Source organism: Gardnerella sp. DNF00354, assembly GCF_049262755.1.
Taxonomy (GTDB): Bacteria; Actinomycetota; Actinomycetes; order Actinomycetales; family Bifidobacteriaceae; genus Bifidobacterium; species Bifidobacterium vaginale.
The window spans coordinates 215886-230127 of sequence record NZ_CP058402.1; the positions used below are offsets into that span (position 1 = coordinate 215886).

A 14242-nucleotide genomic window follows, 5' to 3' on the forward strand; every position below is an offset into this window, starting at 1 on the left:
CACTTTTACACATTTCGCAAAAATCTTATGGACAACATGAACAAACGTATCTATTCTGTCTAAAACCATATGTCTAAAAAATTATTCCCAATCATTATGTCTAACAAGAAAGGAGGGATTATGAATAACGAAGCAGAAATTATTGCAAACAAAACTATTAACAATTCGACTAATGCTACAAATAAATACATATGCAAAACAACCGATAAGCGAACAAATAAAATAACAGATAAATCCACGATCAAGCCAATCGCTAAAAATTTAAAAAAGACTTCAAGGCACAATTCAAAAACGACTTCAAAAAGCAGAAACTATGATGCGAATAAATACAGTACGACTAAAGATATAGCTCAAGAAACAAAAATAATTCTTGAAAATTACGACAATAAAAATCAACACATTGACATTAGTAAAAATCTTCCAACCTTACTAGACACAACGCATCTGCCAGGACCATTGTGCATGAAGAAATTATCTAAATTCGGAGCTTTTGAACGATTGTCAATAAGAAGCGGATTTGCACATTCCACTGCAAAGTCCATTGAGGGGCGGTGCAAAATACTCAAAAAGCTAATACCACGAGACTCTGCAGCATGCATGTTTACAGCATCATGGATTTGGCTTGGAGGAACAATTCCAAACATATTAGACGTTATCTCTGGCAGCCATTATCGTGTAGTACCACATGATCATCCATTACGAGTATTCAGACGAAAATTGTTGAAGAGAGAACAAAAGGTGATTAAAGATTTGCGCATAACATCTCCTGCTCGAACAATCTGCGACATAGCATTAACACCGTCTAAAAATATTTACGACGAGATACGCAAAAAAGACACAATTTTCAATCTGATTCAAGAATATGGCACAAGCTTTAAAGAATGCGAAAAAATCATAAATAGCAACCCACATTTTCCAGGAGCGCAAAAAGCAAAAGATTGGCTAAAAAACGTTATAGAACAGGAAGATATTTTTTATGAATATTAATATTGAACATTTAAATCAAGTACAAGAAAATACAGAAAATTTCCATAAAACACAAACAAAAGATCTACCACCAAAACCGCCAATTATTCTCACAGAACAAGTAGCATGCTGCGAAAATACAGACAAAGAAATACTTTGGCACATAGCGAGAAACATTCCGCACTTACGAAAATGGGTTATAGCAAACCCAGCCGCTGACGCAAAAATACTGGAGTATATTTCACAGAAAGGCGGTCCAGATGTTAAGCATAGCTTAGACGTACTTTTAGAAAGCTACGATTACGCGAAACAGATTTCATGACTTGATATTTAAACAAGCAGCATAAACTTCTTTACGATTAGCAAAAGAACCGTCTGAAAGAGGATTTTGTGAAACAATACGCGTTATAGCATCTTTAATACGCAAACCCTCATTTTGCGAAAGATCGTAAGACATTTGCGCAAGCTGTTCAACGCTCAAATCAACGTTTTGCTGCTTGATTTCTTCATCGCTAGCTCCCGCAATCACAAGAACAATTTCTCCGCGCGGAGGGTCGTTTTCTACGCTTTTGCATATTTGAGAAATTGTTCCTCGCCTTATTTCCTCAAAATCCTTTGTAAGCTCGCGACATAACGCCATTTTGCGATCTGCGCCAAAAACTGCAAGAAGATCTTCCATTGACTCCGCAATTCTGTGCGGCGCCTCATAAAAAACGATTGTTCGCCGCTCTGAAAGAAGCGAGCGCAAATGCTGCTGTCTGTCTCCAGATTTACGCGGCAAAAAACCCTCATAACAGAAGCGGTCTGTTGGCAAGCCAGAAAGCGCTAGAGCATCTAGTGCGGCACTCGGCCCAGGAGCGCAAGTAACAGGCAAATCGCGCTCTATTGCACGGCGAACGATCGCAAGCCCTGGGTCGTTAATCGTAGGCATACCAGCGTCGGAAACAACAAGAACGGTATTGCCTTGCTCAACCTTGTCCAGCAAGCCATCTGCCTTATTGTGCTCATTGTGATCGTGATATGCAATAACTTGCCCAGAAACATGCACGCCAAGGCGATTTGCAAGATCGTAAAGCCTACGCGTGTCTTCCGCTGCAACAATATCCGCGGTTTCTAGAAGATTAATCAAGCGCGATGAAGCATCTCCCATATTGCCAATAGGAGTGGCTGCAAGAACAACTTTACCTAAATTATCTTCTTCATTACGCATCTTAAATCTCCTTATGAAACTTCTTAAGACTCTACACGAATTTATAAAATAACGCACTTAAAAAATAAGATATTTGATTAGAATTATGCTTAGTAATTGCGCTTAGTAATTATGCTTAACATGAATTGCAAATAAGCAAAACGAAAAGAGATACCATGAAGATTATAGAACGCCAAATTAAAGGCATTGACGGTAGCAACGCGCTTCTTACTGGATATGTTTTAGATGACAACTTAGATAGCGAAGGGGATCAAACACGCCCAGCAGTGCTGATTTTGCCAGGCGGCGGATTCTTGCGAGTTTCTAATCGCGAAGCAGAACCTATTGCTATGAAGTTTGCTGCAGCTGGATTCCACGCATTTGTTCTGCGTTACTCTCTTGTTCCTAGTGCACACCCGACTCAGCTTTTGGAAGCAGCACAAGCTATGCAATTGATTCGCGATAATGCAAAAGAATGGCATGTAGATGCGCAAAAAGTGGCGATTATTGGATTCTCTGCAGGAGGCCATGTTGCAGCAAATCTTGCGACTAGCGTTAGCGACGATGTTGAAGAAGCAAATGGATACAACGCAAATGATGTTCGTCCAAACGCTCTTATGCTTGCTTACCCAGTGATTTCCGCTGGCGAATACGCACATAAGCCAACTTTCGACCGTCTTTTTGGAAGCGTAGATTCTAGTACTCGCGCGCAACTCGTTGAACAGCTTTCGCTTGAAAATCATGTGGATTCTAAGACTCCACCTGTGTTCGTTTGGCAAACGATTACAGACCAAACGGTTCCAGTTCAAAACTCAATTATGTTTATTAATGCTTGTGTTAAAGCTGGCGTAAGCGTGGAAGCGCATTTGTTCCCTAAGGGTCCGCACGGCTTGGCTTTGGCTGTTAAAGAGACTGCTAAGCGCGATGAGAATGGCGCAGTGCTGCCTGAGTTTGTTCAGCCAGAAGTTCAGCAGTGGATTGAGCTTGCTTGCGATTGGCTTCGTCGCACATTTGCGTGCTAATCGACCTGCCTTCGAGCTTAGAGCGTAGCGCGCGACATTCTCTGTTTACTGTTGTGTGAGGGCTGGCTAATTCTTGTCTCACAACGCTCCGCCTCTTGCGTGTAGTCTAGAGTTGCGGTTGTTCCGTTTTGGCTTTGATTTTGTTTTTGGGTTGAAGTTTGTTTGTAGTGGTTGATCATTGGATTATTTGGTATCGGCTGCCGCTCTTATACTGTTCGACCAAGAATCACCCAGCCCTCTTACATTCTTGAACAATTGCGTATTGCTTAATCGCTGAGATTCTCGATTTTTCTTCTTCATTCGATGAATCACCATTTCATGCTGAGGTTCATCTCATTCAGTGCGAAAAATCTCGAATCTCCACCTCACTTGACGTAATCATGTAGTGCGATTGTACTGAGTTTACGGCGTGTCGTGATACAAACGCACTACATAAGCACGCAAAACTGTAGTGCGTTTGTACCGAATTTTGGTGTTTTGTGTCGTTCGCGCGGTCTAAGCGCGCGAACGTCTTCGCTTGCGTTGAAAGCACACCGTGCTTTCAACCTTAAGCAAGCTCAGCGCTCCGAATTGCCTTTTCGCGCTACGATTCTCAAGCGAAAAGGCAGGTCGTCGCGCAAAATGCGGAAATAGTTGAGAAAGATCACACGATTTTTGGCATTGGCGTTGTTAGTGAAGATGTAAGGTTGACTTGAACAACCCCAGCTCCAGCGTGAACTTCCACTTTCTTCAATGTCACAGTGCGAGAATCCTCAGGCGCATGATCATCGTCAGTCATGGTTGCTGGCGACTTTACAGCAACAAGAGCCAAGCTATCAAAATCAACACCAGCTTTATTGCACAAATCCTGCGCTTCATTCAACGAATCAGCAAAACCTGCTTTGTCGATTACGCGCTCAGCAGGAACACCATACGCCTCGGAGCAAAGCAGATTAATGCGCTCGCGAAGCGACTTTCCTCGCCTACTTTCTGGAACTTTCGTTTCAGCATCAGCGGTAATCACAGACACAAAATCGTCTAGCTGATCTGCCAACCCATCTCCGCCATCTCGGAATAAATTGCCAACAATCGGCTTACGGAATCCCAAATTCTTAGCTTGCTCAAGCAAATCTGGGACTTGTCCATCTTCCCCTTCCCACAAATTAATAAGAGGGAAAGTAGGAATATTAAGAGATTCAAGGCGCGAAACGTGGAATGGGTAACGCCACGCAAGCGTTTCGTCATCTCGCCAAGTAGTTGCACGAGTAACAACAACCGCAGCAGCAGGCCACTTTGCGCCAAACTCGCGAGCAGCAATATCTAGCCACTTTTGCGCACCAGCGTCCGTGCCATACCCTGCTTCCACAACAACAACATCGTGCAACGCACAAGCCATTTCAACGCTTACAAGGCTTGGAATACCAAGAGATACGTTGGCAAATGGCCCGCAATGAACGTAAATCGGAGAACCATTAATCGTCTCAGTTTTTGCAGGCTTTACAGCATCGGCAAGAATATTTGTGATTCGCCACAAGTCAACAAAATCGCCAAATTTAACAGGATTTCCGTCCTTTGTGCCAGCAATCATGGCAGCAACGCGATTTGCGATTTCTTCCATGCTTCTCGAAAGCACTACAATTTGCATAAGCTCACAAGTTGGCGTTAACACAACGCGCTCCGCAACCGTGCCCTTGCCAAAGTCAACAGCAATACTACGCAAAGATCTTGAAGGTACTTCACTTACGCGCGGCACTAAAATCGTGTCTAAAATACCCTCGTCAATCGCTTTTTCTGCAAAAGAAACAAGCAAATTCTGCGCACATTCAATGGCAGCCATTTCTCCGCACAATCCCCAATCGATTAGCTCAGGGTGCGAAAGCGAGGACTTTCCGCCGCCACTAGCGCCGCCTTTTGAACCCGCTGCAGTAATGCCCATGCTTGGCTGGCGCAAAACAGCCGCCGCATCTACTCCGCGCTCACGCAACGCGTCTACAAGCGCAATAGTGGTGGTTGTTTTGCCTTCTCCTCTAGAAGCCTTAAGAGGAGTATCAGCTGTAACGAGTAGCACTTTACCGTGCTTTCTTGGCTCGCTTGGATTCCTCTTTAGATAATCAATAAATCCAAAAGCGTCTATTTTTTTAACCAGTCCAAATTGCGTAGTAAACGAATCAAGAATGCTCATATTCCCCACTTTCATAAGCAAAAAGCCTAGTAGATGCCCAATAGTGTTCAATAACAAACGTTCAATAACAGATGCCCAATAAACGCTCAATAGTAAACGCGCATAGCTAATGTAAATGAACAATTTTTATACTATACGATTGCATGGGCGTGGTATAGCAATATTACATTAAAACTATGCGCGTTATCACTAATGTCTATAACAGCTTGCGATCAGTGATCGGAACGATTAAAACCATTCTTCATACGCATGCTAGTTATGTACAGCACTGTGTCAAGCAAAGAATCGGTTTCTTTCTTTAACTTTGCTGCCATATCGTCGTTCGCTTCAGCCAAAGCTTCACGCACTTTGTCGTTACGAAGCTCTGCAATAATTGCTTCAGGATCGCGAACTAAATCATCGTAATCTTCGCCTTCATCACCTTCGCGCTCAGGTTCGTAATCCTTCAAAGAAACGCCAAGAATATCTGCCACGGCAGCATCCGTAGACTTAACCATTGCGTGACCAAGGGAACCGACAACTTCTTGGTAACGCTCGATCGCGTTTGCAGTGTCGTTAAATGCGGCATCCGCAAGAGCTGCAATAATGCGATTCTCCCAATAGAAGTTTTCGCTTGTTACGCGAGTAGTTGTATCTTCCAAATACTTTGGAGTTTCGTTTACATTTGGATAGAACGGAATCAAAGAGTTGAAAGGATTAGAACCGTAAGTAATCCACTGAATTGCGCGCATCGGCTCTGGCATGTAAGGGCGGATTTGCATTACAGCAAGCTCGCTTTGACGATTGATGCCGATTGGACGGAAAAGATGACGAGTATGTTCATCGCCAAGCTTGCCGTAAGGATCATACTCAGTGCCCTGATAGTGAGAGCTTAAAACGTACTTAATATCCTCAATCGTCACTTTGCGCTCAGGCTGGCGCGCCCACGGAATATCGTTGCTATCTGGCTTGTGATCCGCGTCTTTGCCATCCCACACTTCGTCATAAGGATTCAAGAAACGCTCCATAAACCACGCGCGAGGAGTGTTGTACACGTGATCGGCATCTGAATGAGAGCCGAAAGCATCTCGAGGATTAAATGGCGAAGCGTTTTCTACCGACAAATCTAAGTGATTTTCTTCAATAAACTCAAGCAAATCAGCAGAGCACATGTGCTCTTCTTGGTCTCCCAAAGCGTCTTCCAAATCGAACTCGTCGATTCCAAGCTGGTTTGGCATAACAACATACGCCTCGTCTGGCACGCGCTTAGCAATCCAGTGGTGTCCGCCAACAGTTTCCATCCACCAAATCTCGTTTACGTCCGAGAACGCAACGCCGTTCATCTCGTAAGTGCCGTACTTTTCTAGCAACGCGCCCAAACGCTCAACGCCTTCGCGAGCGCTACGAATATAAGGCAAAACAAGAGTTAAGAAGTCTTCTTCGCCGATTCCGCCTGGAACTTCTGGCTTATAATCAGCGTCACCTTCCTTGCCTTGCGCTTTTTGAAGCTCAACCATTGGGTCGGCGCCCAGCACGCGCTCGTTGGATGTAAGCGTTTCGGTTGCGCTAATTGCCACGTTTGCTTCGTTAACGCCAGCTTCTCCCCAAATTCCTTCGCGCAAGTCTGCGTTTGGAACGCTTGTGTATTGCATTGGATTATCTGGAAGCTCTACTGTTACGTGGCTAAGCACGGACTTATAAACGCGAGGCTGATTTTGCGGCTTTACTACCACTAAGCGCTTTGGATTAAACTCGCCATTTGCTGAGTCTTCGTTACGCGCGATAAGCGTGGATCCGTCGTAGCTCGCTTTGCGTCCTACTAAAATTGTTGTGCATGCCATATTTGCATCCTCATTTTTCTAATTTTTGATTATTTTGGTTATTTGATTATTTTTGATTATTTTGTTTGTTTAGATTAGTTTGATTGGTTTTGCTTATTTTTGACTATTTTACGCACGCATATATAGTCGTAAGCTGCTTGCGACTAATCCGCACGAAGTCATATAAAGCCTAAATCCTAAATTCTAAAGCCTAAACTCTAAGCTTTTCCTCGCAAATATAATCCGTTAACGTCTACATACGAATCGTAATGCCTGATTTCATTCATCATTTCGTTAAGATAGAAGCCTTCTTTAAGATTTGGAAGAGGCTTTTGCGTGCCGAACACTTCTAGCATGTAGTCGTGATCCTTGTCTGGCGGCTGCGGGCCATTGTAGCGCATTGTAATTGCAGGGTCCGTGCACCCCACAAATCGGCTAGCTTGCGAGTTTCGCCCTTGTACAACTTCTGGAATCATGGTTGGCATTGTGCGAGAAAAGTCTTGCGGAATTTGCAAAGCGCGCGAGTCGTTAAAGTCAAACATAAGCGCTTCCACTGGAACATTTGCTACAACCCAATGAATCCACTGGAATCCGCACACTGGTATAGCGTCATCGTCTACAAATCGCCAATGCAAGTAGTGCACAAAATCCGGCAACTTGTCTACATAAAATGGAAAAGACACGACTGGAACGCCGTTAATCTTGTTTTCTTCCGGCGCAGCTTTTGCAAAGTTGTCTGGAATAGTGGTGAAATCTGCAGAAATATTCATAATTTAAGTATCTACTACCGCTGTGACTATACGCGACGACCTACCTTTTCGCTTGAGAATCGTAGCGCGAAAAGGTAATTCTGAGCGCTGAGCTTGCTTAAGGTTGAAAGCACGGTGTGCTTTCAACGCAAGCGAAGACGTTCACGCGCTTAGACCGCGCGAACGTAGAAACACCCAGCCCTCATACAACAATACCAAGCAAAGACGCTCGCGCGTTACAGCGAGCATAAAAGTGCTTCAAAAACAAGCGTTGCGTTTCCATTGCCAGCAAGCCGCTTTTTGGCCACCGCAAGCGCATCAAGGCATTTAAGCGCGCGCTCTGCTGTATTTTTTTTAGAAAGCTGCATAATTTCTGCTTTAAATTCTTGATTCACAAGTGGCGTTTGCGATTGCGCATTGTTTAGCACAACAAGCACATCTCTGTAAACGCTGCAAATCGCATCTATTGCGCGGTTTAAAACGTCTCTGCTTACGCGAGTGACTTTGCGCTTAACATCGTCTTTTTTGCCAATCGCATTGTATGCGCTACGAATTTTAGGTGGGATTTTATCTGTTGGCTTAATGCCATTTATGCGCAAAAAATCGCTTTGCTCAGCTTCAACAGACTTTTGCACTTCGTCTTCTGCCTGGCTTTTAGCGTCTTCTATTAGCGTTTGTGCAAGCATAATAGCATCTATTGCGCTGCTAAGACGCAAAACGCCTGCAACAAGCTCTTCTCTTCTGCTTCTAGCGCTCTCGCTTGTAGCGTAGAGCATTGCTAAATCAACGTTTCCTTGAGCTATGCGAGCCACGCTCGCCGCCGTTTTTGCATCAATGTGTGCGCTTTGTTGCACGTATTCTTGCACATCTTGGTCGCTTGGTTGAGCCAAATTCACTATTTGAGACCTAGAACGAATTGTTGGCAAAACATCTGCCGCGCTTGCCGCGCAAAGAATCCATATTGTGCGAGGTGCTGGCTCTTCGATTTCTTTTAGCAAAACGTTTGTTGTGCGCTCAAGCATGCGCCCAACGTCTTCGATTATTATGATTCGCCACGGTGCAACACTTGGCATTTGCTCGGATATTGATACGAGTTCGCGCACTTCGTCAATGCTTACTGTAACTTTGTCCGTGCTTAAAATGTTTACGTCTGGGCTTGTTCCAGCTAATACTTCACTTGCGATTTTATCTGTGTTTATTTGAGTGTTTATTTGAGTGGCGGAGTTTTCGGCGGCGCGGTTGCTTGCGACTTTTGCGCTCGATTGCAATGCCGCTGCAAACGCTCTTGCCACTTTTGCACACCCGAATCCAGCAGATCCGCAGATAAGCCATGATTGCGCGATTTTGCTTGAATCGCCTTGCGCTACTTTTTTAAGGCGTCCAACAACTTGCGCTTGACCAACTACCGATTCCCAAACGTCCATTGCTAAAATCCTATAGTCCTAAAATCCTAAAATCCTTGATTTTCTGGGGCTTCTGACGATTTTTTGTCACATATTCCAGCATTATCCAGCAACTCGCACATGTCTTTAGCAATCAACTTAGATAAGTCGCAAGCTGGCAAAGTGGCGTCTAAAACGCAAAATCTTTGCGCATTTTGTTTAGCAAGATCTAAGAACGCTTCACGCGTGCGGCGCGCAAAATCAAGCCCTGCACTTTCCATGCGATCCGCCTGCCCATGCAATCGCACAGCAGCATCTTTCTCGCTCATATCTAGCAAATACGTGCGATTTGGCCAAAGGCAATTAGACGCCCACTCGCTTAAATCGCGCACGTCTTGCATAGTGAGCTCGCGCCCCCCAGACTGATACGCTAGCGATGAGTCAATGTAACGGTCCGTTATAACCACCGCACCGCGCCGCAAGGCTGGGATGATGATTTGCGCAGCATGTTGAGCGCGATCCGCAGCAAACAGAAGCGCCTCGGTGCGCGCAGAAATCGCTCCGCCGTGTAGAAGAATGTTGCGCAACTGTTCGCCCAACGGTGTTCCGCCAGGCTCTCTCGTTACAACAACCTCAAGTCCGCGTGCTTGCAAAAAATCACGCAAAGCCTCAACTTGCGTGGTTTTCCCAACGCCGTCTATACCTTCAAAAGATATAAAAATACCCTTAAGACCTTTGTTTAAACCGCTAAGCCCGCTGTTTTTAAGACCCATAGCCATTTTTGCATACCTCTACCAGGTTTACTCGCCTTTAGACGTGGACTTTTTTGCTGTGCTCTTTTTTGCAGCAGGCTTTTTAGCGGCCGTTTTCTTAGCGGCCGTCTTCTTTGCAGCAGTTCTCTTGCGCTTTACAGGCCCTGCCGCGCGCTTTTGCGCCAAAAGCTCAAACGCAACTTGCGGCTCAATCGACTCAGGCGTGTACTGCTTTGGAAGCGTGCGATTCGTAACGCCGTCTGTAATATAAGCTCCATAGAAGCCGTCTTTAATTACCACTGGCTTGCCGCTTTCTGGATCTTCTCCAAGCTCCCTAAGCGGCGGTTTTGCGGCTCCACGAGTGCGCTTTGCATACTTCGGTTGAGCAAAAAGCTCCTTGGCTTCGTCTAAAGTCACACTAAAAATCGCGTCTTCGCTTGCAAGCGAACGATTGTCTGGCTTGGTATCCGCAGACGCTGCAGAATCGCCAGCATCCGCACGCTCGTAAGTCTTAGTCAAATAAGGTCCATATCGACCATTATTCGCCTCAATCTTCGCGCGCTTTACTTCGCCTTGCTCATCAACTTCTTCCACAACGCCAACCAATCGAGGCAAATTCAAAAGTCGCAAAGCATCTTGCAAAGTTATTGTTGCAGGGTCCATTGTTTTAAACAAAGACGCCATTTTTGGCTTAGCTTTAGCAGACTTTTTAGATTTTGCAGAAGACTTTGCGCCAGTTTTAGCAGAATCGTCGGCGGCTTTCGACCCATCCTCATCCGAGGCTTCAACAAGAGCAACGTACGCTCCAAAACGCCCGTTCCTAACTTCTACACTGCCTCCAGTTTGCGGATCTGTACCCAAAACGCGCGGACCGTCGGAGTTGTTCTCAATCAAATCTCGCGCAACTTGCTCAGTCAACTCGTCTGGAGCCAAAGTACTTGGAATCGAAGCTCTGCGCGCATTGCCATCTTCGTCTAGATTCTTCGTATCTTCCAAATACGGGCCGTATCTGCCTACGCGCACGTGCAATCCGCCGCCAATATCAATCGTGTTGATTTCTCGAGCGTCAATCTCGCCAAGCTGATCAACTTGTTTTTGCAAACCTTCATGCATTGCAAAGTCGCCAGCAACCGCCCCATTATCTCCAAAGTAAAACTTGTAAAGCCAATCTTTACCAGCTTCCTCGCCATGTGCTATGCGGTCCAAACCATTTTCCATGTCCGCCGTAAACGCATAGTCAACGTAAGTTGGGAAATTAGATTCCAAAAGCTTAATAACCGCAAAAGCAAGCCAGCTTGGAATCAATGCGCGCCCACGCTCATACACGTATCCGCGGTCAATAATCGTGGAAATAATGCTAGCGTAAGTAGACGGCCTACCAATCTCCTTAGCTTCAAGCGTTTTAACTAAAGACGCTTCCGTGTAGCGAGCTGGCGGCTGAGTTTCATGACCATCCGCGCTAACTCGCAAAGCTTTAAGAACATCGCCATTATCCATAGGAGGCAAAGCCTTAGACTGCTCGTCTTCGCTAAATCCGCCAAACACCTTCATAAATCCAGCAAACTCAATCACGGTTCCAGAAGCTTGGAAATTAGCCGTTCCAAAGCTGCCAGCCGAAGCGTCTAGCTTAACTGTAGCTGTAAAACCAGTAGCATCTGCCATTTGAGAAGCAAGAGTGCGCTGCCAAATAAGCGTGTAAAGTTTAAGCTGATCGGCAGGGAGAACGCCAGCCAAATCCGCAGGATTTCTAAACGTAGATCCAGCAGGACGAATACACTCATGCGCTTCCTGAGCGCCTGCAGAAGTCGTAGCATACTGTTTTGGAGAATCCGCTAAATACTCGTCTCCAAAACTAGACTTAACGCAATCTCGCGCCGCAAAAATCGCCTCTTTAGAAAGCGTTACAGAATCCGTACGCATGTAGGTTATGTAACCGTTTTCGTACAAAGATTGAGCCGCGCGCATAGTTTGGCGAGAGCTCATCGACAAGCGGTTTCCAGCAGTCTGTTGAAGAGTGGAAGTTGTAAACGGAGGCAATGGGCGGCGGCGATACGGCTTAGTGTCCATTGAGCTCACAACAAAATCAGCCGCGCCAAGACTCTGTGCAATCGCACAAGCATCTGCCTCATTCAAATAGTGCGCTAAAGCAGATTCGCCCTTAGTTTTTTGAAGCTCGCCAAGCGAATTAAAATCTTTAGAAGCAGCCAAACGCTCTCCATTTAGAGCCGTCATTCGCGCCTGAAAATCAACGCCGTTTGCGCTCAAATCCGCGCAAACATCCCAATAGCTCGCCTTTTTAAACGCCATCCGCTCGCGCTCGCGCTCAACAATCAAACGCGTTGCAACAGATTGCACTCGCCCAGCAGAAAGACCCGGCCCAACTTTACGCCACAAAACTGGCGAAAGCTCGTAGCCGTACAATCTATCCAACACGCGGCGTGTTTCTTGAGCATCAACCATATGGTCGTCAACGTTTCGCGTGTTAGCAAGCGAAGCTTGAATCGCATCTTTTGTAATCTCGTGAAACACCATGCGCTTTACTGGCACTTTTGGCTTAAGTGCTTGCACAAGATGCCACGCAATCGCTTCTCCTTCGCGGTCCTCATCAGTTGCGAGGAACAATTCGCCCGACTTTGCGAGCGCAGCCTTTAAATCTGAAACTGTTTTCTTTTTATCCGCGCCAACAACATAGTATGGCTCAAAACCATTGTTTACATCTACGCCAAACTTGCCAAATTCTGCCTTTTTAGCAGCTGGCACCTGACTTGGCTGTGCTAAATCACGAATGTGGCCAACGGATGCCATAACAGTGTATCCGTTTCCAAGATATCCGCCTATTTTACGCGCTTTAGTGGGAGACTCCACAATGACAAGCTTGTTCTGCTCTGTCATACGCTCTCCTTTCGTACAGATGCATTTTGTATGCATATTCCGCGCTTTTACTACTCAATCCACGCAAACTCTAACGCAATACGCGTTTCATATTCAACAAAATCAACAAAATCAAACTTTGCGAAATATCAGCATATACTCCTATATATACCACTTTACTTATTTTTTATTCAATTAGACGATAATCTTAACAATAAATCGTCCTCATCTTGACGTTTTGGAACTTCGCTTTTTGAAGGAGGAGTAGGCGGAGCACCAACTAATCCGAGCCTACTTAAAGGAGCTGCACTGGATTGTCTAAGAACCATCAAAACGCCGAAAGTCAAGCTACACACTCCTGCTACAGCCCAATATGAGGAAGAGTGCGCTACTCCTATAGCCCATTTTGCACCTAAATCTATTCCTGGCATAATCTGGTAAATCATGTACGAACAGTAAGTTAGGCAGATTATTCCCATTGTGATCATTGCGCTTCCAACGATTTGCACGCTTATAGATGATCTTCTTGAACCTGGCACGTCCATTCCAGATGATCTTGTAAAAATCAACACTGTTGACGTTACAGCACCAACTATGAGTACGGATATCATAACGTCTGCCGGTCTGTGCCATCTGCCTCCCAAAAGAGCTATGGCAAGCAGAAATGTGATTATTGCTGAGCCAAGTGCAACCCATGCTCTAAAAGCGCGACTTACAGCGCAAACAAGCAACGCGCACGCAGCCGCCATTAGTAGCATGTGACCAGATGGAGCGGAATTTTTTGCAAGCGTTGCTACATTTACTAGGATCGGACGCGGAAGCACACGTTTTAGAGGCTCTGCAGCTAGAGATAAAACTAGTATTACAGCGCATTGCGCAATCAGCCACCAGCGTTTTCTTATGATTGATATTATTGCTGCCGCAGCGCAAATCAAGGCAGATAAGACTATAACGAGTATGGAACTTCTAAGCGGAGTTAGTACAACAGACAGCCACGACGGAATGGCACTATATCCAAAAGTACTAATCACCATTTCTTCATACGACTGACCTATTGCGGTTCTAACGGCTAGAATCCACATGATTGATGCAAAAGATGCAAAAAGAACAGCACACAGCGCACACAAAGCTATTGTTGATATTCTAGGACGATTCATCAGCGGATCGAGCTTAGAAATATCTTGATTAGCCTCGCTGCTTTGAGAATTTTGACTATTTTTGATATTTTCACCAATGCCGCTAATTTGGCTATTATCACTGTCGTCGCTGCCATCGCTAATCTTGCTGCCTTCAAATAGACTCATACCAAGCATTTTATCAAACAACACTCCACTCGCGACAGAGCACTTGC

At 45.3% G+C, this 14242-nt stretch carries 11 protein-coding genes; 3 read left to right on the forward strand and 8 right to left on the reverse strand.

Translation table 11 applies throughout. The features are described 5' to 3' along the window. The first annotated feature begins 120 nt into the window (after positions 1–120). Positions 121–987, forward strand: a complete 867-nt coding sequence (locus tag HXT24_RS00815; RefSeq protein ID WP_422119436.1) for a hypothetical protein — start codon at positions 121–123, stop codon at positions 985–987. After that, positions 977–1288, forward strand: coding sequence for a hypothetical protein (locus HXT24_RS00820; RefSeq protein ID WP_004113848.1), 312 nt, complete (start codon positions 977–979; stop codon positions 1286–1288). The genes HXT24_RS00815 and HXT24_RS00820 overlap by 11 nt, the downstream gene beginning before the upstream one ends. Here HXT24_RS00820 and rsmI read toward each other — a convergent pair. Beyond that, positions 1283–2176: a 16S rRNA (cytidine(1402)-2'-O)-methyltransferase gene (gene rsmI / locus HXT24_RS00825; protein WP_422119437.1), complete on the reverse strand. Its 894-nt coding sequence runs from the start codon at positions 2174–2176 to the stop codon at positions 1283–1285. The genes HXT24_RS00820 and rsmI overlap by 6 nt on opposite strands. A gap of 155 nt (positions 2177–2331) precedes the next feature. On the opposite strand from rsmI, the gene HXT24_RS00830 reads away from it, so the two are divergent. Then, entirely contained in the window at positions 2332–3177 is an 846-nt protein-coding gene (locus HXT24_RS00830; protein WP_422119438.1) for an alpha/beta hydrolase, read from the forward strand. A gap of 643 nt (positions 3178–3820) precedes the next feature. Here HXT24_RS00830 and HXT24_RS00835 read toward each other — a convergent pair. From HXT24_RS00835 to HXT24_RS00865, 7 genes are all read right to left on the reverse strand, one after another. Next, positions 3821–5338, reverse strand: a complete 1518-nt coding sequence (locus tag HXT24_RS00835; protein ID WP_422119439.1) for a formate--tetrahydrofolate ligase — start codon at positions 5336–5338, stop codon at positions 3821–3823. Positions 5339–5550: 212 nt separating this feature from the next. Further along, entirely contained in the window at positions 5551–7158 is a 1608-nt protein-coding gene (locus tag HXT24_RS00840) for a C69 family dipeptidase (protein ID WP_422119440.1), read from the reverse strand. Between the two features lie 197 nt (positions 7159–7355). Next, complete coding sequence (locus tag HXT24_RS00845; protein ID WP_020759648.1) at positions 7356–7907, reverse strand: YbhB/YbcL family Raf kinase inhibitor-like protein; 552 nt, start codon at positions 7905–7907, stop codon at positions 7356–7358. A gap of 215 nt (positions 7908–8122) precedes the next feature. After that, complete coding sequence (locus HXT24_RS00850; protein WP_422119441.1) at positions 8123–9310, reverse strand: DNA polymerase III subunit delta'; 1188 nt, start codon at positions 9308–9310, stop codon at positions 8123–8125. 26 nt (positions 9311–9336) lie between these two features. After that, positions 9337–10047 carry a dTMP kinase gene (gene tmk / locus HXT24_RS00855; RefSeq protein ID WP_415690692.1) on the reverse strand — a complete coding sequence of 237 codons (711 nt, stop codon included), beginning with the start codon at positions 10045–10047 and terminating at the stop codon, positions 9337–9339. A 21-nt stretch (positions 10048–10068) separates the two neighbouring features. Next, positions 10069–12912 (reverse strand): type I DNA topoisomerase, encoded by a 2844-nt coding sequence (topA, locus tag HXT24_RS00860; RefSeq protein ID WP_422119442.1) that lies wholly within the window; start codon positions 12910–12912, stop codon positions 10069–10071. A 170-nt stretch (positions 12913–13082) separates the two neighbouring features. After that, on the reverse strand, positions 13083–14204 hold the full coding sequence (locus tag HXT24_RS00865; RefSeq protein ID WP_020761404.1) for a hypothetical protein: 1122 nt from the start codon (positions 14202–14204) through the stop codon (positions 13083–13085). Positions 14205–14242: the final 38 nt, after the last annotated feature.

Bases quoted from the DNA above. Each gene is read 5' to 3' on its own strand.
- rsmI (WP_422119437.1), bottom strand. From the start codon at position 2,176: ATGCGTAATGAAGAAGATAATTTAGGTAAAGTTGTTCTTGCAGCCACT.
- HXT24_RS00840 (WP_422119440.1), bottom strand. From the start codon at position 7,158: ATGGCATGCACAACAATTTTAGTAGGACGCAAAGCGAGCTACGACGGA.
- HXT24_RS00820 (WP_004113848.1), top strand. From the start codon at position 977: ATGAATATTAATATTGAACATTTAAATCAAGTACAAGAAAATACAGAA.
- tmk (WP_415690692.1), bottom strand. From the start codon at position 10,047: ATGGCTATGGGTCTTAAAAACAGCGGGCTTAGCGGTTTAAACAAAGGT.
- HXT24_RS00845 (WP_020759648.1), bottom strand. From the start codon at position 7,907: ATGAATATTTCTGCAGATTTCACCACTATTCCAGACAACTTTGCAAAA.
- HXT24_RS00865 (WP_020761404.1), bottom strand. From the start codon at position 14,204: ATGCTTGGTATGAGTCTATTTGAAGGCAGCAAGATTAGCGATGGCAGC.
- HXT24_RS00830 (WP_422119438.1), top strand. From the start codon at position 2,332: ATGAAGATTATAGAACGCCAAATTAAAGGCATTGACGGTAGCAACGCG.
- HXT24_RS00850 (WP_422119441.1), bottom strand. From the start codon at position 9,310: ATGGACGTTTGGGAATCGGTAGTTGGTCAAGCGCAAGTTGTTGGACGC.
- HXT24_RS00815 (WP_422119436.1), top strand. From the start codon at position 121: ATGAATAACGAAGCAGAAATTATTGCAAACAAAACTATTAACAATTCG.
- topA (WP_422119442.1), bottom strand. From the start codon at position 12,912: ATGACAGAGCAGAACAAGCTTGTCATTGTGGAGTCTCCCACTAAAGCG.
- HXT24_RS00835 (WP_422119439.1), bottom strand. From the start codon at position 5,338: ATGAGCATTCTTGATTCGTTTACTACGCAATTTGGACTGGTTAAAAAA.